The organism is Amycolatopsis granulosa (assembly GCF_011758745.1).
Classification (GTDB): Bacteria; Actinomycetota; Actinomycetes; order Mycobacteriales; family Pseudonocardiaceae; genus Amycolatopsis_E; species Amycolatopsis_E granulosa.
In genome coordinates this window covers 3,668,413-3,686,154 of sequence record NZ_JAANOV010000001.1, presented here as the reverse complement: position 1 = coordinate 3,686,154, position 17,742 = coordinate 3,668,413, and the positions used below count along the sequence as shown (strand labels likewise).

Genomic DNA, 17,742 nt, shown 5'->3' with positions numbered 1-17,742 from the left:
CACGATGACCCCCGTGAGCAGCCAGGAGCACGAACGCAACGGTCGGGATGCCCACGGGGCCGTGCCCTACATCCCGTTGAGCCCGGAGGCCGAGACCGGGGCCGACGGCCAGTCGATCGGCAGCCTCGTCAGCCAGGCCACCCAGCACCTGTCCACCCTGGTCAGGGCGGAGGTCGAGCTGGCCAGGTCGGAGGTCATGGGCGAGGTCCGCAAGGGCGTCAAGGGCAGCGTCTTCTTCATCATCGCCGGCGTCATCGGGCTCTACAGCTCGTTCTTCTTCTTTTTCTTCCTCGGCGAGCTGCTGTCCGAATGGCTCAAGCGGTGGGCCGCGTTCGGGATCGTGTTCCTGCTGATGCTGCTGGTCGCGGGGCTGTTCGGGCTCCTCGGCTGGCGAAAGGTCAAGAAGATCCGGGCGCCGGAACGCACGATCACCAGCGTCAAGGACACCGCCGCGGCCCTCAAGCCGCGCCGGGACACCGTCGCCGAACACAGCTGAACCGCGCAGCCGCACTCGTGACACCGCCCGACCCGTCCCTCGTCCGGATCGACGGGCCCTGGGCGCACCGCGACGTGTCCGCGAACGGAATCCGGTTGCACGTCGCTGAGGCCGGCGACGGGCCGTTGGTGTTGTTCCTGCATGGTTTCGGGCAGTTCTGGTGGACCTGGCGGCACCAGCTCACCGCCCTCGCCGACGCGGGCTACCACGCGGTCGCGGCCGATCTGCGCGGGTACGGCGACTCGGACAAACCGCCGCGCGGCTACGACGGCTGGACGCTGGCGGGTGACGTCGCCGGCCTGGTGCGGGCCCTCGGCGAACGGCAGGCGCACCTGGTCGGGCACGCCTGGGGCGGGCTGCTGGCGTGGACGGCGGCCGCGCTGCACCCCCGGGTCGTCGCGTCGGTCACCGTGCTCGGCGGCGCGCACCCGCTGGCCCTGCGCAGCGCGATCGCGCGGACCGGGCTCCGGCGCAAGCGGTCCAACCAGGCCCGGGCGCTCGCGCACCTGTTCCGCTTCCAGGTGCCGATGGCGCCGGAGCGGTGGCTGACCGAGGACGACGGCGCCAACCTCGCGGGTCTGCTGCGCGCCTGGTCCGGCCGGCAGTGGACGGCCACCGCCGACTTCGACACGAGCTCCGCGCTGTTCCGCGAAGCCATGCTCATCCCCGGCGTCGCGCACAGCGCGCTGGAGTACTACCGGTGGGCGTTCCGGGCGCAGTTCCGCGGCGAGGGACGGCGGTTCGGGGCCGAGGTGAGCGCCCGCGTATCGGCCCCGGTGCTGCAGATCCACGGTGCCGCGGACCCGTGTGTGCTGCCGGAAACCGCCCGCGCGTCCGCCCCGTGGCGCGGCCCCCGCTCGGCGATGGACGAACTGGACGACATCGGTCACTTCCCGCACCTCGAGGCACCCGAGCCGACCACGAAGGCGCTGCTGGACTTCCTGGCGCGGACCTGAGCGAGGCCGCTGCCCGGGGCACGCGATGTGCCACACGGTGCCGGGAGCAGCCAACACACCGCCTGGGACGGCCAACACGGCGCCGGAACGGCGGACACGGCGCGCGGAGTGGCGAACACGACGGCGGAACCGGGGCGTGGCGGGGGTCAGGCGGCGCAGTTGCCCGTCGAGACCCGGGCGCTCAACGCGGAGGCGGATTCGATCACCGGCCGCACCTGGTTGCCGGTCAGGGCGAAGCCGGTGTCGGAGTCCTCCACCGACGCCCCGAACACCACGCCGACCACCTGGCCGTTCGGAGCGACCAGCGGGCCCCCCGAGTTCCCGCTGCGCACCTGCGCCCGCACCGTGTACACGTCCCGGCGCACGGTGCGCGAGTCGTAGATGTCCGGACCCTGGAGGGTGATCTGGTTGCGGACGCGGGCCGGCGTCGCCCGGAACGGGCCGTCCAGCGGGTAGCCCAGCACGATCGCGCTGTCCCCCGCCTTGGCCGACTGGCTCGCCAGCGTCAGCGGCGGCGCGTCCAGCCGGGGCACCGCGAGCACCGCAACGTCGACCTCGGGGTCGAAGTACACGACCCGCGCCGGCAGCCGGCCGGCCGAGGTTTCCACCGCCGTCGTCTCGGTGCCGGCCACCACGTGCGCGTTCGTCATGACCCGCTGCGGTGCGATCACGAACCCGCTGCCCTCCAGCGTCCGCGAGCACGATTCGGCGGTGCCGCGGATCTTCAGCACGCTGCCGCGCACCTGCTGCACGGTCGCGCTGTCCTGCAGCGACGTGTCCGGCGGCGCGGTGTCGTTGATCGGCGTCTTCTGGAACGGGTCCACAATGGACGGAAAGCCGGAGACGTCGAGCAGTTTGCGCAGGTCGCTGGGCAGCCCCGCGGCCGCCGGGGGCATCGCCTTGTCGACCGTGCCGAGCACGGTCGAGTTGTTGATCGCCCGCGCCAGGCCGGGCAGCGCCGTGACCCCGGTGAGCGGCACCGCGATCAGCCACGCCACCACGAACACCACGACCGCCTGCACGATCGCGCCGAGCGTCTGGTCGATGCCGGTCAGCTTGTCGGTGTTGACCCGCCGCTTGACCGCGTACTTGAACCGCCGGCCCAGCCACACGCCGAACGTCTCACCCAGCGCCACCAGGAACACCACCGTCGCGACGGCGAAGGCGACCTTGGCGGCGGGGTTGTCGAACAACCGGACGACCCACGGCGCGATCCGGATACCGAGCACGGCGCCGCCGATCACGCCGACCAGTGCGGGCAGCGCGATCACCACCCCCTGGCGGGCGCCGGACACCGCCGCCACCAGCGCCAGCAGGATGACCAGGACGTCGACCCAGTTCACTGCGTCTCCCGTTCGGTCGCCAGCAGATGATCACGCAACGCTACGTCAAGATCCCGCACGTCCGCGCGATCCCACTCGCGTGCCCACCCACCCAGCTCCAGCAGCACGGTCAGCAGCCCGGCGGTGAACCCCCACACGAACATCCCGTCGACCGTGAAGGCCGGTCCGCGGTAACCGGTACCGGGCCGCCGCACCTGGAACCGGTTGGCCGGGTCCGCCAGTTCGGCGAGCGGCACCCTCGCGACCGCCGCGGTCTCGGCCGGGTCGACGGCGTGCACCGGCGACGGCCGGCGCCAGTGGGCGAGCACCGGAGTCACCGCGAACCGGGACACCGGGATGAACAGCTCGGGCAGCACCGCGACCGGCCGCACCCCGGCCGGGTCGACGCCGGTCTCCTCCTCGGCCTCGCGCAGCGCGGTGGCGACCGCGTCGACGTCGCCGGGGTCCGCGCCACCGCCGGGGAAGGCCACCTGCCCGGCGTGCGAGCCGAGCGTGTCGGCGCGGCGCAGCAGCAGGACGTCCGGCCCGCGCTCGCTGGCGCCGAACAGGATCAGCACGGAAGCGGACCGGGTCAGCTCGTCCTCGGGCGGGGTGAAACGGGTGAACGCGGTCGAGTCCAGTTCCCCGCTGACCTCGACCAGCGGGCGCAACCAGTCCGGCACCGTCGCCGGATCGACCAGCGGTCCCTTCACGACAGCCTCCGGACGACCTCACGCACCTGCTCAGGATCGGTGAACGTGCGTGGGCTCTCGATGAAGCGGACCCGTCCGTCCGCGGTGACCAGGTAGGACGCGGGCAGCGCGGGCGGCACCTTGAGCGCCTCGCGGACCGGGCCGGTGCCGCCGTCGCCGTCGAACACAGTCGGCAAGCGGACGCCGAGGTCGGTGAGCAATTTCAGGCCGTCGTCGGGCTTGCTCTGCACCTGCACCGTGAGCACCCGCGCCGCGCCCGGCTCGGCGGCGTACCGCTGGAGCACGGGCAGCTCGGTGCGGCAGGGCTGGCACCAGGTGGCCCACACGTTGACCACGGTCACCTGGCCGGCCAGCGCGCTGCCGAGGTCGGCCGCCGCGCCGTCGCCGAGACATTCGGTGGTCACCCCGGCGAGCTGCGGCACCGTGCCGGTGCCGGTCGGGCAGGCGGGCAGGGCCGCGGCCGCGCGGGCGGCGGTGAGGTCCGGGCCGGCGGCCGGTGAGTCCGCGGTGCGGACGCGCGGCAGCACGGCCACGATCACCGCGAGCACCAGCACGCCCGCCGCGAGCGCCCATTTGGCCGCCGTGGTCACCGCGCGGTCACCAGCGCGAGCAAGTGGTCCCGCTCGGGGCCCTTGACCAGCTTCGCGGCCTCCTCGAACCCGGTCGGGCCGGTGCCGTAGGAGGGGCAGTCCCGCGCGAGCGGGCACGCGCCGCACGCCGGTTTCCGCGCGTGGCAGATGCGGCGGCCGTGGAAGATCACCCGGTGCGAGAGCATCGTCCACTCCTTGCGGGGGATGAGCTCACCCACCGCGTGCTCGACCTTGACCGGGTCCTCCTCGGTGGTCCAGCCCCAGCGGCGCACCAGGCGGCCGAAGTGCGTGTCCACCGTGATGCCGGGCACGTCGAAAGCGTTGCCGAGCACGACGTTCGCGGTCTTGCGGCCCACGCCGGGCAGCGTGACCAGGTCCGCCAGCCGTCCGGGGACCTCGCCGCCGAACCGCTCCACGATCGCGGCCCCCAGCCCCATCAGCGAGTTCGCCTTGGCCCGGTAGAAGCCGGTGGGCCGGATCAGCTCCTCCAGCTCGGTGCGGTCCGCACCCGCGTAGTCCGCGGCGGTGCGATAGCGCGCGAACAGGGCGGGGGTGACCTCGTTCACCCGCACGTCGGTGGTCTGCGCCGACAGCACGACCGCGACCAGCAATTCCAGCGGAGTGGTGAAGTCGAGCTCGCAGTGTGCGCCGGGATACGCCTCGGCCAGGCAACGCAGCATCCGGCGGGCACGTCGGACGAGTGCGAGGCGACTCTCCTCACCCTTCCGGGGGTTCACACGAGACGCGTTCGGCACGCCGCTAGCCTACGGAAGCCGCCGCGCCGCTGTTGGAAGAGGCCGACACGCCGGACCCCTGACACCACCCCTGAGCCGTGATGAGCGAGGATTCAGAACCGATGACTGTCTGGTTCGTAGTAGCGGTGCCACTCGTGATGATGTTCTTCGCGCTGGCCATGGAACGGGTGGAGACCCGGCTGCGCCACGTCGCGGTCCAGGAGGAAGAGGTCGAGGAGTTCCTCGAGCAGGCCCGTCCGAACGAGGTCAGGGCGCTGTACGGGCACGGCATCGGCCGTGCGCTGGAACTGTTCCGGCTGCGCCGCCTCGGCGGGCGGGCCGCCCGGTTGCGCCCCCGCAAGACCCGCTGACCTCGACCGATTCAGCGAGGTTTAGGCTGTCCGTTCGGAGCGAGATCGCCCTCGCCCGGCCGGGCGGTGATCGGCCTGCCCTCGGCGTGCCCAGCGGCGATCTCGTCCCGACGGCCTAGACTGCACGCAAGTGATCGGCGACACGCCCCGGATGGCGGGAACACGGTCGCCACCGACGAGGAGGCACGAGGTGGACGAGACCCTGGCCCGGGCGGGCATCTTCCAGGGGGTGGAGCCGGCCGCGGCTGAGGCGCTCGCCCAGACCCTGGAAACCGTGGAGTTCCCGCGGGGTCATGTGATCTTCTCCGAGGGTGAGCCCGGCGACAAGCTGTACATCATCCTGTCCGGCAAGGTGAAGATCGGCCGGAAGTCGGCGGACGGCCGGGAGAACCTGCTGTGGATCGCCGGGCCCTCGGACATGTTCGGCGAGCTGTCCATCTTCGACCCCGGCCCGCGCACCTCGACCGCCACCACGGTCACCGAGGTCCGGGCGGTGTCGATGGACCGGCCGTCGCTGCGCAAGTGGATCGCGAACCGGCCGGAGATCGCCGAGCAGCTGCTGCGGGTGATCGCCCGCAGGCTGCGCCGGACGAACAACATGGTCGCCGAGCTGATCTTCACGGACGTCCCGGGCCGGGTGGCGCGCGCGCTGCTGCAACTGGCGCAGCGGTTCGGCAGCCAGGAGGCCGGCATCCTGCGGGTCACGCACGACCTGACGCAGGAGGAGATCGCCCAGTACGTCGGCGCCTCCCGGGAGACCGTGAACAAGGCGCTGGCCGACTTCGCGCACCGCGGCTGGCTGCGGCTCGAAGGCAAGAGCGTGCTGATCCTCGACCCCGAGCGCCTCGCCCGCCGCGCCCGCTAGCCGGCAGGTTCCCGCACAAGCACTGACAGCAAAAACAAAGGAACCGGGCGCCACCCCCGACGTGGCGCACCGGTTCCTTTGTTTTTGCGCGGGCCATCCCCCGACAGACCGCGCTCCCCGCCCTCCGGTTCCGGCCCCGACCCATCGCCGGAGGGAGCTGTATTCAGCTGTATTCCTCTGTCAACCTTGCCACGGCCGATACCCCGAACTTCAAGGCCGTTCACCCTCACAGACGCGCCCGATGCGGGTTCGTTGCGCGGGCCCCGGAAAAAACCGGCAGCCGTTATCACTTCGAGACCTGAGGCGTAAATAACTGGTACCCGCGTACCAGTCCAGGGCATACTGGTACGCGTGTCCCAGACCTCCCTCGCCGACTACCGTGCTGCCCTGACCACACCGGGCGCGACCCGTCCGATGGTCGCGTCGATCCTGGCGCGCCTGCCGATCGCGATGATCGGCCTGTCCGCGCTGCTCTACACGCAGCAGGAGCTGGGTTCCTTCGCCGTGGCCGGGCTGGTGTCGGCCAGCTCGCTGGTCGGGGTCGCGGTCGGGTCGGTGGTGCAGGGCAGGCTGATCGACCGGTTCGGCCCCACCCGCCCGCTGCTGGCCACCGCGGCGATGTTCGCGGTGATCCTGGTGACGCTCGCGCTGGCGATCGAGGCCCACGCGGCAACGCCGGTGCTCGTCCTGTTGTCGTTCGGCATCGGGATCACCGAGCCGATGGTCGGTTCGGCGTCACGCGCGTTGTGGGGCCGCCTGGTGCCCGACGCGAACGCGCGCAACGCGGCCTACGCCTACGAAGCGATCAGCATGGAGGTCTTCTTCATCCTCGGCCCTGGTCTGGCCGGCCTGCTGGTGGCCGCGCCGTGGCCCGGCACCGGGATGGTCACCGGCGGCGCGTGCATGGTCGCCGGATCGGTCCTGTTCGCGCTGAGCCCGGCCGTGCGCGCGTGGGGCCCGGCGGGCCGCACCCACCGGTCGCTGCTCGGCGCCCTGAGCAGCCCGGGCATGCGGACGCTGGCGGTGGCCGCGCTCGGGTTCGGTGTGGTGATCGGGTTCGTCGAGGTCGCGGTACCGGCCGCAACCACCGAAGCCGGTCAACCGGCGCTCGGCGGGGTGCTGCTGTCGGTGTGGTCGGTCAGCTCGGTCGCGTTCGGCGTGGCCTACAGCCTGCGGCCGTGGCCGCGGGAAATGCCGTTGCGGTTGCCGGTGCTGCTGGCCGGGTTCGGGCTGCTCGTGGCACTGCTGGCGTGGCCGTCCACGCTGTGGGGCCTCGCGGTGGCGATGCTCGCGGCCGGCGCGCTGATCACGCCGCAGTCGGCCACCCACTCGGCGGCGATCGAGATCGTCGCGCCGCAGGGCAGGGCGGCCGAGGCGTTCGGCTGGGTCCTCACGGCCGTGACGCTGGGTCTGGCCTTCGGGCAGTCGGTGAGCGGGTTCCTGGTCGAGCACTCCGGACCGGCCGCCGCGTTCCTCACGGCGACCGGTGCGGCGCTGGTCCTCGCCGCCGTCGTGTACCTGCTGCGCGGCACCGTCGAGGAGCCGCGGAAGCAGGCGCTCGTCGGTTAGCGCGCGGGCACCACGCTCTACCGGCTCTGGGTGGACCGCAGGTACTGCATCTGGGCCTGGACGCTGTGCTCGGCCGGGGTCCACAGCGCCCGGTCCACGTCGGCGTAGACGAGCTCCACCACCTGACGCGCGGTGGCGTGCCGGCCCAGCTTCGCCAGCGCCGCGCGGACCTGGTCGAGCCGCTGCTCCCGGTGGTCCAGGTACTCCCGCGCGACGTCCCGCAGGTCGGCCATCTCCGGGCCGTGACCGGGCAGCGCGAGCAGGCCGGGCGGCAGCTCGATCAGCCGACGCAGCGAGTCCAGGTACGACCCGAGGTCGGTGAGCACCGTCGTGCCGCGGCCGAGGATCGTGTCACCGGTCAGGACCTGGTCGCCGATCCGCAGGCAGACCGAGTCGGCGGTGTGGCCGGGCGTGTGCAGGACCTCGATGTCCAGCCCGGCCGCGGAGATCACGTCGCCGTCGGCGAACGGGTCCGCGTCCCGGCACAGCGCGGCGTCGAACGCGCGCACCGGCGCCTGAACCCGCTCCGCCAGCCACGGCGCGCCCTCGGTGTGGTCCGGGTGGTGGTGGGTGAGCAGGATCAGCGCGACCGGACCCTGCTCGACGAGCCGCGGCAGGTGGTCCAGATCCTGGTAGCCCGGGTCGACGATCACGCACTCGCGGGCGCCGGGCGCCCGCAGGACCCAGGTGTTGGTGCCGTCCAGCGTCATCGTGGACGGGTTGTTCTCCAGTAGGACCGACGCGGTGGGCGAAACCTCGCGGAGGACGCCGTAGGCGGGGTGGCTCATTCCACGACCACCCGGATCTCGTCGCCCTCGCGGATGAGCTTGGGGATGATCGCCTCGACGGTGCGCTCGGCGGCCAGCGCCGCCGCGGCGGTGTCGAACGCGGCCAGCTCGGTCAGCGTGTACCAGGTCGGCGGCATCAACGTGCTGCGGCCGGCCTCGGCGTCGGCGAGGGCGTCGGCCGGTCGCTGCCAGCCGGAGGATTCGGCCTCGGTGGTCTTGCCGTCGGCCTCCTGGCCCGCGGGCAGGATCGCGGCGAAGAAGCGGGTGTCGTAGCGACGCTTCTCCTGTGCCGGCGTGATCCAGTGCGCCCAGGGACGCAGCAGGTCCGAGCGCAGGGTGAGCCCTTCCCGGGCCAGGAAGTCCGCCAGCGACAGCTCACGCGAGACGAGCGCCTCCCGCGCGCCCGCGTACCGGGCGGTGTCGGTGACCACCTCGTCGGCCGTGCCCGCGAGCAGCACCCCGGACTCCTCGAACGTCTCCCGCACCGCGGCGCACACCAGGGCGCGCGCGACCTGCTCGGTTGCGTTGAACCAGCCCGCCCACTCCGCCGCGGGCGGACCGGCCCACGCCACCGTCGCATCGGCGTCGCGCTGGTCCACCCCGCCACCGGGGAAGACCGTCATGCCGGCGGCGAACGCCATCGCGGCTACCCGCCGCTGGAGGAAGACTTCGAGACCGTCGTCACCGTCGCGCAGCAACAGCACTGTCGCCGCGTCGCGGGGCACGGCCGGTTCGGCCGGCTCCGCGACGGAGAAGTTCATCGTCCCCGGGATCCGGAAATCAAGTTGCACCACACCCCGCAACTTACGTGGTCGTCAGGAACCGGAGAAGCCGTCCACCCAGCGTGGGTCGTCCTCGGACCGGCTCGCCCCGTTGGCCCGGACCTTGGCGGACTCGGCGCGCTCCCGCTCCGCGAGCTCGGCGTGCAGCTCACGCAGGAGCTGCCGGTCGCGCTCGGACAGTTGCGGGTCGTTCAGGTCGAGCTCCGGGATCTCGATCACCTCACCCGGGCCGATCGTCGCCGACACCACTGTTCTCGGCTTCTCGCCGTCCTCCGCCGCCAGCTGCGCCCGCAGTTGCGCGACCTCCTCGGACGTCATGTCCATGGTGTTCTCCACGCGGGCGGGCGGCGGGCCCTGCTCGCGCGGCTTGAACACGTGACCCGGCCCGCCCGGCGGGGCGACCGCCTCGGTGGTCTCCGGCTCGTCGAGCGGGGTGACTTCGCTCACCTCGCCGGTGTCGGCCGGCTGAGTGGTCTCGTCGGGAGCCGGCGGTTCGGGCTCCTCGGGCTCGTCCCCGGCGGTGGCCGAGGCGTGCGCCACGTGCCGGCCGGCGCCCTGCCGCTGGGCCGGTGGCGTGGGCGCGGACGGCGGGACCGCCCCGCCCGAGAGCCAGACCGCGGTCGCCGCGGTCAGGGCCTGCTCGTGGTAGCGGGAGCGGTCGGTGTTCGGCCCGGTCACCTCGACGGCCGACCGGATCCCGGCGCGCCGCAGCGCGGCGTCGATCCGGTAGGCAGCGGCCGGCGGGTTGCCCTCCGGCCCGATCTCGACCAGCACCACGCGCTGCGGCAGCGGACCCGGCACGCTGCCGGCCGGGGTGTTGCGCCACACCGCGTGCACCGAGCGCAGGTCCGGCAGCACCTGGAGGGTGCGGTCGAGCGCGTCGGCGACACCCTGCTCGGGCTGGTCCTCCCCGCTGAAGCGGTGCCCGACGCCGGTCTCGGCCTCCGGCTCGTCCACCGTGAGCTGGTCGGCGAGCGTCGCGTCCGACCGGGTCAGCTCCAGCACCAGGGCCAGCTCGTGCCGTTCGGCCTCGCGGACCGGCAGCCGTCCCGCGATCAACGCACCCGTCGTCAGCTCGGCGGCCTCGTCGAGGCGCGCTCGCGCGATGAGCTCGCGCGCCTCCGACAGCAGGCTGTCGTCCAAGCGGCCTGCCAGCCCCAGCAACAGGTTGTGCAGCCGCAACGGCACCGCGAACCCATCGCCCGCGATCCCGTCATGGACGTCCACCATCTAGCTTCTCCCTCCAGCTCGGCAGGAGTGCCGTTACGCGGCGACGAGCCGGTGACCGGTGTCCACCGCGCCGACGCAGACGAGCTCGGAACCCGCCAGTGCGGCCTGGTGGTACTCCGGCAGCTCGAACCGCGGCGGCATCACCTCGACGCTGGGTTCCTCGTCCCCCAGCACCCGCAGGACCCGCTGCAGCTCCCCGGTCAGCCTCGGCAGTCCGGACAGGGCCGTGATCAGCAACACGCGCTTGGGGTCCTCCCCCGTACGCTGACGCCAGCTCTGCCGCACCTCGCCGACGTCCGGCCGACCCCGCAGGGTGGCGTGGAGCAGCGCGGACACCGAGTCAACCGAGTTCACCTGATCGGGTGCACTCGGGGAGAATGTGTACCGGTTCTCGCCGGGCTCGTCCACCCCCAGGGTCGAACTCACCTGGTGCCAGTCCGCGCCGTGCGGCACGAGGCCCGCCACCAGCAGGCGATACTCCGGCTGGTCGAGATCGATGTTGTGCTTGAGCAGCGTGCGGGGCAACGTTCGAGCCAAGGTCGACATCGCGCCCTCGCCCAGCCAGTCCCGGTAGCGCCAGAGCAGCCGGTCGGGCAGGCGCCCGGCCAGCCGCAGCAGCAGCTCATGGCACGAGGACTCGATGTCGGGGTCCTTGTGGGCGTCCATCACCGCACCTCGGCGATCAATTCGATCTCAACCGGCGCGCTCAGCGGCAACTCGGACACCCCCACCGCGGAGCGGGCGTGCCGGCCCTGCTCGCCGAAAATCTCCCCGAGCAGCTCCGACGCACCGTTGACCACGGCCGGCTGCCCGGTGAACCCCTCGGCGGACGCGACGAACCCGACGACCTTCACGATCCGGATGACGGAGTCGATACCGACCAGTGCGTCGACGGCCGCCAGCGCGTTCAGCACCGCCGTCCGGGCGTGCCGCTTGGCCTCCTCCGGGCTGACCTCGGCACCGACCTTGCCGGTCGCTTCGAGCTCGCCCTGGACGAACGGCAGCTGCCCGGCGGTGTAGACCTGCGATCCGGTGCGCACGGCCGGCACGTAGGCCGCCAGCGGTGCGGCGACGCCCGGCAGCTCGATCCCGAGTTCGGTCAGGCGCTCACTCCAGCTCATGCCGCCGCCTCCTCGGACGCGGCGAGCCGCGGCAGTGTCACCACGGCGCCGAGCACGGTGCTCGATGATTCGCTCGCACGCCCGCTCATGCCTTGGCCCGCTTGAGGTAGGCGACGTGCTGCTCCCCGCTCGGGTTGGGCAGCACCGTGACCAGCTCCCAGCCGTCCTCGCCCCACTGGTCGAGGATCTGCTTGGTCGCGTGGATCAGCAGTGGAACGGTGGCGTACTCCCACTTCGTGGCGCTCATGATGGTCAATCTAGTGGTGGTGGGAAGTGCTCCTCGCGGCGGCGGCGTGATCGCTCATTTACGCTGGATCGTGTGAGCACACCCCTGGCCGGATGGACCGACGAGCTCGCCCGCGCCCGGTTGCACTTCGTCACCGGCAAGGGCGGCACCGGCAAGACCACCATGGCCGCGGCACTCGGGATCGCGCTCGCCAGCCACGGGCGGCGGGTGCTGCTGGTCGAGGTCGAGGGCAGGCAGGGGTTCGCGCAGCTCTTCGACACCCAGCCGCTGCCCTACGCCGAGCAGCGCATCGCGTCGGTCCCCGGCGGCGGCGAGCTGCGGGCCCTGCACATCGACGTGGAAGCGGCGCTGCTCGAGTACTTCGAGATGTTCTACAACCTGGGCTTCGCCGGGCGGACCCTGCGCCGGATGGGGGCGATCGAGTTCGCCACCACGCTCGCGCCGGGCCTGCGGGACGTGCTGCTCACCGGCAAGATCAAGGAATGCGTCGGGCGCACCGGACCGGACGGCAGGCATGTCTACGACGCGGTCGTGGTCGACGCGCCACCCACCGGACGCGTGGTCAAGTTCCTCGACGTCACCAAGGCCCTCACCGACCTGGCGAAGGCCGGCCCCATCCGCGGGCAGGCCGAAGGGGTGGTGCGGCTGCTGCACTCCGAGGAGACGGTGATCCACCTGGTCACGCTCCTGGAGGAGATGCCGGTGCGCGAGACCGTCGAGGCGGTCGCCGAGCTCGACGGCGCCGATCTGCGGCCGGGCGCGGTGCTGGTCAACCGGGTGCGGCCGCCGCGGCTGCCGGCCCGGTCGGTGACCCCCGCCGCCGACGGCCGTGTCGACGCCTCGCGCGTGCGCAGCGGCCTGGCCGCGGCCGGGCTCGAACTGCCCGAGGCCACGCTGGACGCGCTGGTCGCGGAGACCGTCGAGCACGCCATCCGGGTCGCCGCCGAGCAGCGGGCGCGCGAGCAGCTCGCCGAGGCGGACCTGCCGACACTGGAGCTGCCCGAGGAGTCCACCGGAATCGACCTGGCCGCGCTCTACGACATCGCCGAGTCGCTGACCGAGCAGGGGGTGCGCTGATGACCGAACGGCTCGACGTCGACGTGCTGATCGACGACCCGAAGACCCGGATCGTCGTCTGCTGCGGGTCGGGCGGCGTCGGCAAGACCACCACCGCGGCGGCGCTCGCGCTGCGGGCGGCCGAGCGGGGGCGGCAGACCGTCGTGCTGACGATCGACCCGGCGCGGCGGCTGGCCCAGGCGCTCGGGCTGCGGGAGCTGGGCAACCACCCGCGGCAGGTGTCCGTCGCGGGCTTCGAGCCCAAGGGCGAGCTGTGGGCGATGATGCTCGACATGCGGCGCACCTTCGACGACATGGTGCGCACCCACGCCGGGCCGGAACGCGCCGAGGCGCTGCTCGCGAACCCCTTCTACCAGACCATTTCCACCTCGTTCTCCGGGACGCAGGAGTACATGGCGATGGAGAAGCTGGGCCAGCTCGCGGCCACCGACGAGTGGGACCTGATCGTCGTGGACACCCCGCCGAGCCGGTCCGCGCTGGACTTCCTGGACGCGCCGAACCGCCTGTCCAGCGCGCTGGACGGGCGCATGATCCGGCTGCTGACCGGCCCCGCGAAAGCCGGCGGCTGGGGCATCCGCAAGGTGGTCAGCACCGGGTTCACGATCTTCGCCAAAGCGGTGTCCACGATCATCGGTGGACAGCTGCTCGCCGACGCGTCCGCGTTCATGCAGGCCTTCGACAGCATGTTCGGCGGGTTCCGGGAACGCGCGCGCAAGACCTCCGAGCTGCTGCGCTCGGCGGGCACGTCGTTCCTGGTGGTGGCCGCGCCGGAGCCGGACGCGCTGCGTGAGGCCAGCTACTTCGTGGAGCGCCTCGGCGGCGAGCACATGCCGCTGGCCGGGCTGGTCGCCAACCGCACCCACCCGGTGCTCGCCGACCTGACCGCCACCGCGGCGCTGTCCGCGGCCGAGAAGCTGGAGGCGAGCGCGCCGCTGGCCGCGGCGGTTCTCCAGCTGCACGCCGACCGGGTCACGCTCGCCGACCGCGAGAAGCGGCTGCTCGCGCGCTTCACCCGCGCGCATCCCGGAGTCCCCCTGGTAGAGGTGCCCGCGCTCCCCAGCGACGTGCACGACCTCGGTGGTCTCCGGGAGATCGGCGACCGGTTGGCCGGCTGAACCCGGCGTGAGCCTCAGGAGGCCGCTTCGGCGAAGTCCTTGCGCGCCGAGTCCAGCAGCTGGAACCAGGACTCGACGTCCGGCCTGCGGCGCAGCAGGGCCCGGCGTTCCCGCTCGGTCATCCCGCCCCAGATCCCGAAGCTGATGCGGTTGTCCAGCGCCTCGGCCAGGCACTCCGTGCGCACCGGACACCCCATGCACACCAGCTTCGCCCGGTTCTGGTCCGCTCCCCGCACGAACAGCTCATCCGGATCCGCGTCCCGGCAGAGGGCGCGGATGCGCCAGCTCTGTGGTGTGGGTTCCATCCCCCAAGCTCCCCTCGTGATGTGCCTGCTCACCCGGAGCCTCCCCGGCTCCGCCGTACGTGAGACGTTGACGGACTGTAGAGGCCGACGGTTCCGATCGCCAAGGGCCCGAAAGAAATTCGTTACCGGAACACCTCGCGGTTCCGGCGTTCCCGTGGTATTTGGCTCACGCGGCGCGGCGGCCGAACATCACTTCCCACTACGCTGGCCACGTGCGCAAGACGGATGGTCTGTTCAAACTCCTCGGCCTGTGCCTGCTCGCCGGAATCCTCGTCGCCGGGGTGCTGTTCCCCGTGGTCGGCGCCGCGGGTGTGGCCTCCAACAGGGCGAGCGAGACGGTCGACAGCATGTCCGCCGAACTCGCCAACGTGCCGCCGCCGCTGGTCACCACGATCACCGACTCGGCGGGGAACCAGATCGCCACGCTGTACGACCAGTACCGCATCCCGACGGCGAGCGACCAGATCAACGAGGCCATGAAATGGGCCCTGGTCTCCACGGAGGACCGGCGGTTCTACGAGCACCACGGCGTCGACTGGAAGGGCACGCTGCGTGCCGCGCTGAGCAACACCGCCGGCGGGGACACCCAGGGTGCGTCCACGCTCACCCAGCAGTACGTCAAGAACTACATGATCAACGTGATCTACCGGGACGACCCGGTGGGCCAGCAGAAGGCCCAGGAGCAGTCGATCGCCCGCAAGCTGAAGGAAGCGCGGATCGCGATCCAGCTCGAGAACACGATGACCAAGGACCAGCTCCTCACCAGCTACCTCAACGTGGTCGAGTTCTCGCGCAAGATCTACGGCGTCGGCGCGGCCGCGCAGGCGTACTTCAACACCACGGCGGACAAGCTGACGGTCACGCAGGCCGCACTGCTCGCGGGCATGGTCAACAACCCGCCGGCGTTCGACCCGTGGAGCCACCCGGAGCGCGCCACCGAGCGCCGCAACCTGGTGCTGGACCGCATGGTGGACAACCTGAAACTGTCCAAGGCCGACGCCGACCGGATGAAGACCGAGCCGCTGGGCGTGGTGCCCGGCGGACCGTCCAAACCCGCCGCGAACTGCATCGGCGCCGGGCCGGAGAACGGGTTCTTCTGCCAGTACGTCCAGGACTACCTGCTCTCCCACGGGATGAGCAAGGACGACCTCTACACCGGCGGCTACACCATCCGCACCACGATGGACCAGCGCGCCAACCACGAGGCGAAGATGTCCGCGCAGACCCAGGTCAGCAAGACGCAGAAGAACGTGGCGAACACGCTGTCCCTGGTGCGGCCCGGCAAGAACCGGCACGAGGTGGTCGCGCTCGCCGCGAACCGCGACTACGGCACCGACGCCAGCGCGGGACAGACCACGTACGCGCTGCCCTCCGGCGTGTACAACACCGGCGGCGCCGGGTCGAGCTACAAGATCTTCACCTCGGCGGCGGCGCTCCAGAACCACGTGATGGGCATCTACGACACCCTTCCGGTGCCGGACTTCTACGTGTCGAACGTGTTCACCGGTGGCAACCGCCAGCGATGTCCGCTGGTGGCGCAGGGCACCTATGCGTACTGCCTGAGCAACGCCGGTGACTACGGCGGTGCGAACGCCGGGATGCCGCTGCAGACGGCGCTCGCGACCTCGCCCAACACCGCGTTCGTCATCCTGGAGGAACGAACCGGGATGGGGCCGGTCGTGGACATGGCGAGCAAGCTCGGCCTGCGCGAGACCATGTCGCGCAACATCGGCGGCGGCGAGGTCAAGCCGGACTCGAAGAACCCGGGCGAGAACAAGACGCAAACCGCCTACTTCGGACCGACCGACAAGTCGCCGGGGCAGGGCGCGTTCACCCTCGGTGTGTCCGCGACGAGCAACCTGGAAATGGCCAACGTCGCCGCCACGATCCTCAGCGGTGGCACGTGGTGCCCGCCCACCCCGATCGGCCAGGTCCAGGACCGCACGGGCAAGCCCATCCCGATCAGCGAGCAGCCGTGCGAGCAGGTGATGGACGAGGCCGCCGCGAACACGCTGGCGATCGGCATGAGCAAGGACGACCAGCCCGGCGGCACCTCCGCCGCCGCGGCCGCCCAGGTCGGCTGGAACCGGCCGATGATCGGCAAGACCGGGACGACGCAGGCCAACGGCTCCGCGGCGTTCGTCGGCGGCACCCCGCAGCTCGCCGGTGCCGCCATGGTGTTCCGGCCGGAAGGCGGCAGCGGCGGTCTCTGCGACGGAGGTCCCGGCAACGTCTACACCTGCGAGAACGGCAACATGTTCGGTGGCAAGACGCCGGCCCGGACCTGGTTCGGCGCGATGAGCAAGATCCTCACGCCCAACGATCCGATCCTGCCGCTCCCGCCGTCGGATTCCCGGTACGAGCGGGTTCGCTGACCCCACCGGCCGGACCGCGCACCCGCGGTCCGGCCGGTGCGCGACGCCCGTCGTTCCCGGCCCGCCGACCCGTATCCTGGGCCACGTGAGCACGGTCCGTGACAGTCACCAGCTGACAGCCAAACGCCTCGCCGCCGGGACGGTCGCGCTCGGCGCCGCCGCGATCGGGTACGCCTCCGGCATCGAACGGCGGCACTTCGTGCTCCGCACGGCCGAACTGCCCGTCCTGGCCCCCGGCGCGCAATCCATGCGGGTCCTGCACGTCTCCGACCTGCACATGCTGCCCGGCCAGCACGCCAAGCAACGCTGGGTCGCCGCGCTCGACCGGCTCGACCCCGACCTCGTCGTCAACACCGGCGACAACCTCGCCCACCCCAAAGCCGTGCCCGCCGTCCTTCGCGCGCTCGGCCCGCTGCTCGAGCGGCCGGGCCTGTTCGTGTTCGGCAGCAACGATTACTACGCGCCCAAACCGAAGAACCCGGCCCGCTACCTCATGCCGCGCGGCAAGAAGAAGCGCATCCACGGCACCAAACTCCCCTGGCGCGACCTGCGCGCGGCGTTCCTCGAACACGGCTGGCACGACCTCACCCACGTCCGGCGCACCCTCACCGTCGCCGGGCAGACCGTGTTCGCCGCCGGCCTCGACGACCCCCACCTGCACCGCGACCGCTACCGCGAGATCGCAGGCCCCGCCGACGCCGCCACCCTCCGCCTCGGCGTCACCCACTCACCCGAGCCGCGCATCCTCGACCCGTTCGCCGCCGACGGTTACGACCTCGTGCTCGCCGGCCACACCCACGGCGGACAACTGCGCATCCCCGGCATCGGCGCCCTCGTGACCAACTGCGAACTCGACCGCTCCCGCGCCCGCGGTGCCTCCCGCTGGGGCGCCCACATGTGGCTGCACGTCTCAGCCGGCCTGGGCACCTCCCCCTACGCCCCCGCCCGCTTCGCCTGCCCACCCGAAGCCACCCTGTTGACGCTGGTCGAACGCGGCCGGACAAGCCCGGGCACCACCAAGGCCACCCCCCGCAGAGCGCGCAGCGACGTCCGCTAAACTCTTCCTCGACCCGCTGAGCAGTACAT

At 71.9% G+C, this 17,742-nt stretch carries 20 protein-coding genes; 9 read left to right on the top strand and 11 right to left on the bottom strand.

Annotated features, from left to right (window positions below; genetic code table 11):
- The first annotated feature begins 13 nt into the window (after positions 1-13).
- Complete coding sequence (locus FHX45_RS18085; RefSeq protein ID WP_167103169.1) at positions 14-496, top strand: phage holin family protein; 483 nt, start codon at positions 14-16, stop codon at positions 494-496.
- Between the two features lie 17 nt (positions 497-513).
- A complete protein-coding gene (locus tag FHX45_RS18080; RefSeq protein WP_167103166.1) occupies positions 514-1,452 on the top strand; it encodes an alpha/beta fold hydrolase in 939 nt (312 codons plus the stop codon).
- Between the two features lie 146 nt (positions 1,453-1,598).
- Here FHX45_RS18080 and FHX45_RS18075 read toward each other — a convergent pair whose 3' ends face one another.
- From FHX45_RS18075 to nth, 4 genes are read right to left on the bottom strand one after another with little or no spacing between them, the layout of a single operon-like run.
- Positions 1,599-2,795: a MarP family serine protease gene (locus FHX45_RS18075; RefSeq protein ID WP_167103163.1), complete on the bottom strand. Its 1,197-nt coding sequence runs from the start codon at positions 2,793-2,795 to the stop codon at positions 1,599-1,601.
- Complete coding sequence (locus FHX45_RS18070; protein ID WP_167103160.1) at positions 2,792-3,487, bottom strand: NUDIX domain-containing protein; 696 nt, start codon at positions 3,485-3,487, stop codon at positions 2,792-2,794. Before FHX45_RS18070 ends, FHX45_RS18075 begins: the two co-directional genes overlap by 4 nt.
- Positions 3,484-4,077, bottom strand: coding sequence for a redoxin domain-containing protein (locus FHX45_RS18065; RefSeq protein WP_167103157.1), 594 nt, complete (start codon positions 4,075-4,077; stop codon positions 3,484-3,486). The genes FHX45_RS18070 and FHX45_RS18065 overlap by 4 nt, the downstream gene beginning before the upstream one ends.
- Entirely contained in the window at positions 4,074-4,757 is a 684-nt protein-coding gene (gene nth / locus FHX45_RS18060; protein WP_167103154.1) for an endonuclease III, read from the bottom strand. The genes FHX45_RS18065 and nth overlap by 4 nt, the downstream gene beginning before the upstream one ends.
- 176 nt (positions 4,758-4,933) lie before the next feature.
- Between nth and FHX45_RS18055 the strand changes: the two genes are divergently transcribed.
- The 3 genes from FHX45_RS18055 to FHX45_RS18045 all read left to right on the top strand — a co-directional run bounded on the left by FHX45_RS18055 (position 4,934) and on the right by FHX45_RS18045 (position 7,616).
- Positions 4,934-5,182: a hypothetical protein gene (locus FHX45_RS18055; protein ID WP_167103151.1), complete on the top strand. Its 249-nt coding sequence runs from the start codon at positions 4,934-4,936 to the stop codon at positions 5,180-5,182.
- Positions 5,183-5,372: 190 nt separating this feature from the next.
- On the top strand, positions 5,373-6,047 hold the full coding sequence (locus tag FHX45_RS18050) for a Crp/Fnr family transcriptional regulator (protein ID WP_017985500.1): 675 nt from the start codon (positions 5,373-5,375) through the stop codon (positions 6,045-6,047).
- Between the two features lie 351 nt (positions 6,048-6,398).
- Positions 6,399-7,616, top strand: coding sequence for an MFS transporter (locus FHX45_RS18045; RefSeq protein ID WP_167103148.1), 1,218 nt, complete (start codon positions 6,399-6,401; stop codon positions 7,614-7,616).
- 17 nt (positions 7,617-7,633) lie between these two features.
- Here the strand turns inward: FHX45_RS18045 and FHX45_RS18040 are convergent, their stop codons facing one another.
- The 6 genes from FHX45_RS18040 to sp36 all read right to left on the bottom strand — a co-directional run bounded on the left by FHX45_RS18040 (position 7,634) and on the right by sp36 (position 11,784).
- A complete protein-coding gene (locus FHX45_RS18040; protein WP_167103145.1) occupies positions 7,634-8,404 on the bottom strand; it encodes an MBL fold metallo-hydrolase in 771 nt (256 codons plus the stop codon).
- Positions 8,401-9,165: an NUDIX hydrolase gene (locus FHX45_RS18035; RefSeq protein ID WP_167109147.1), complete on the bottom strand. Its 765-nt coding sequence runs from the start codon at positions 9,163-9,165 to the stop codon at positions 8,401-8,403. The genes FHX45_RS18040 and FHX45_RS18035 overlap by 4 nt, the downstream gene beginning before the upstream one ends.
- Positions 9,166-9,219: 54 nt before the next feature.
- Complete coding sequence (locus FHX45_RS18030) at positions 9,220-10,416, bottom strand: hypothetical protein (protein ID WP_167103142.1); 1,197 nt, start codon at positions 10,414-10,416, stop codon at positions 9,220-9,222.
- Positions 10,417-10,449: 33 nt separating this feature from the next.
- Complete coding sequence (locus FHX45_RS18025) at positions 10,450-11,082, bottom strand: hypothetical protein (RefSeq protein ID WP_167103139.1); 633 nt, start codon at positions 11,080-11,082, stop codon at positions 10,450-10,452.
- On the bottom strand, positions 11,082-11,537 hold the full coding sequence (locus FHX45_RS18020) for a RidA family protein (protein ID WP_167103136.1): 456 nt from the start codon (positions 11,535-11,537) through the stop codon (positions 11,082-11,084). Before FHX45_RS18020 ends, FHX45_RS18025 begins: the two co-directional genes overlap by 1 nt.
- An 85-nt stretch (positions 11,538-11,622) precedes the next feature.
- Complete coding sequence (gene sp36, locus FHX45_RS18015; RefSeq protein ID WP_017985509.1) at positions 11,623-11,784, bottom strand: Sp36 family protein; 162 nt, start codon at positions 11,782-11,784, stop codon at positions 11,623-11,625.
- A gap of 72 nt (positions 11,785-11,856) precedes the next feature.
- Here sp36 and bagA point away from each other — a divergent pair, with 72 nt between their 5' ends.
- Positions 11,857-12,861 (top strand): ATPase BagA, encoded by a 1,005-nt coding sequence (gene bagA, locus FHX45_RS18010; RefSeq protein WP_167103132.1) that lies wholly within the window; start codon positions 11,857-11,859, stop codon positions 12,859-12,861.
- Positions 12,861-13,976, top strand: a complete 1,116-nt coding sequence (bagB, locus tag FHX45_RS18005) for an ATPase BagB (protein ID WP_167103129.1) — start codon at positions 12,861-12,863, stop codon at positions 13,974-13,976. Before bagA ends, bagB begins: the two co-directional genes overlap by 1 nt.
- 14 nt (positions 13,977-13,990) lie before the next feature.
- Here the strand turns inward: bagB and FHX45_RS18000 are convergent, their stop codons facing one another.
- Positions 13,991-14,281: a WhiB family transcriptional regulator gene (locus tag FHX45_RS18000; RefSeq protein ID WP_167103127.1), complete on the bottom strand. Its 291-nt coding sequence runs from the start codon at positions 14,279-14,281 to the stop codon at positions 13,991-13,993.
- Positions 14,282-14,493: 212 nt separating this feature from the next.
- Here FHX45_RS18000 and FHX45_RS17995 point away from each other — a divergent pair, with 212 nt between their 5' ends.
- Positions 14,494-16,656, top strand: coding sequence for a transglycosylase domain-containing protein (locus FHX45_RS17995; protein WP_167103124.1), 2,163 nt, complete (start codon positions 14,494-14,496; stop codon positions 16,654-16,656).
- Between the two features lie 85 nt (positions 16,657-16,741).
- Positions 16,742-17,713 (top strand): metallophosphoesterase, encoded by a 972-nt coding sequence (locus FHX45_RS17990; protein ID WP_167103121.1) that lies wholly within the window; start codon positions 16,742-16,744, stop codon positions 17,711-17,713.
- The last annotated feature ends 29 nt before the right edge of the window (positions 17,714-17,742 follow it).

What these genes read in the sequence shown, in the direction of transcription:
- FHX45_RS18020 (WP_167103136.1), bottom strand. Translation starts at nt 11,537, where the DNA reads ATGAGCTGGAGTGAGCGCCTGACCGAACTCGGGATCGAGCTGCCGGGC.
- bagB (WP_167103129.1), top strand. Translation starts at nt 12,861, where the DNA reads ATGACCGAACGGCTCGACGTCGACGTGCTGATCGACGACCCGAAGACC.
- FHX45_RS18055 (WP_167103151.1), top strand. Translation starts at nt 4,934, where the DNA reads ATGACTGTCTGGTTCGTAGTAGCGGTGCCACTCGTGATGATGTTCTTC.
- FHX45_RS18030 (WP_167103142.1), bottom strand. Translation starts at nt 10,416, where the DNA reads ATGGTGGACGTCCATGACGGGATCGCGGGCGATGGGTTCGCGGTGCCG.
- FHX45_RS18035 (WP_167109147.1), bottom strand. Translation starts at nt 9,165, where the DNA reads ATGAACTTCTCCGTCGCGGAGCCGGCCGAACCGGCCGTGCCCCGCGAC.
- sp36 (WP_017985509.1), bottom strand. Translation starts at nt 11,784, where the DNA reads ATGAGCGCCACGAAGTGGGAGTACGCCACCGTTCCACTGCTGATCCAC.
- FHX45_RS18000 (WP_167103127.1), bottom strand. Translation starts at nt 14,281, where the DNA reads ATGGAACCCACACCACAGAGCTGGCGCATCCGCGCCCTCTGCCGGGAC.
- FHX45_RS18040 (WP_167103145.1), bottom strand. Translation starts at nt 8,404, where the DNA reads ATGAGCCACCCCGCCTACGGCGTCCTCCGCGAGGTTTCGCCCACCGCG.
- FHX45_RS18025 (WP_167103139.1), bottom strand. Translation starts at nt 11,082, where the DNA reads ATGGACGCCCACAAGGACCCCGACATCGAGTCCTCGTGCCATGAGCTG.
- nth (WP_167103154.1), bottom strand. Translation starts at nt 4,757, where the DNA reads ATGCTGCGTTGCCTGGCCGAGGCGTATCCCGGCGCACACTGCGAGCTC.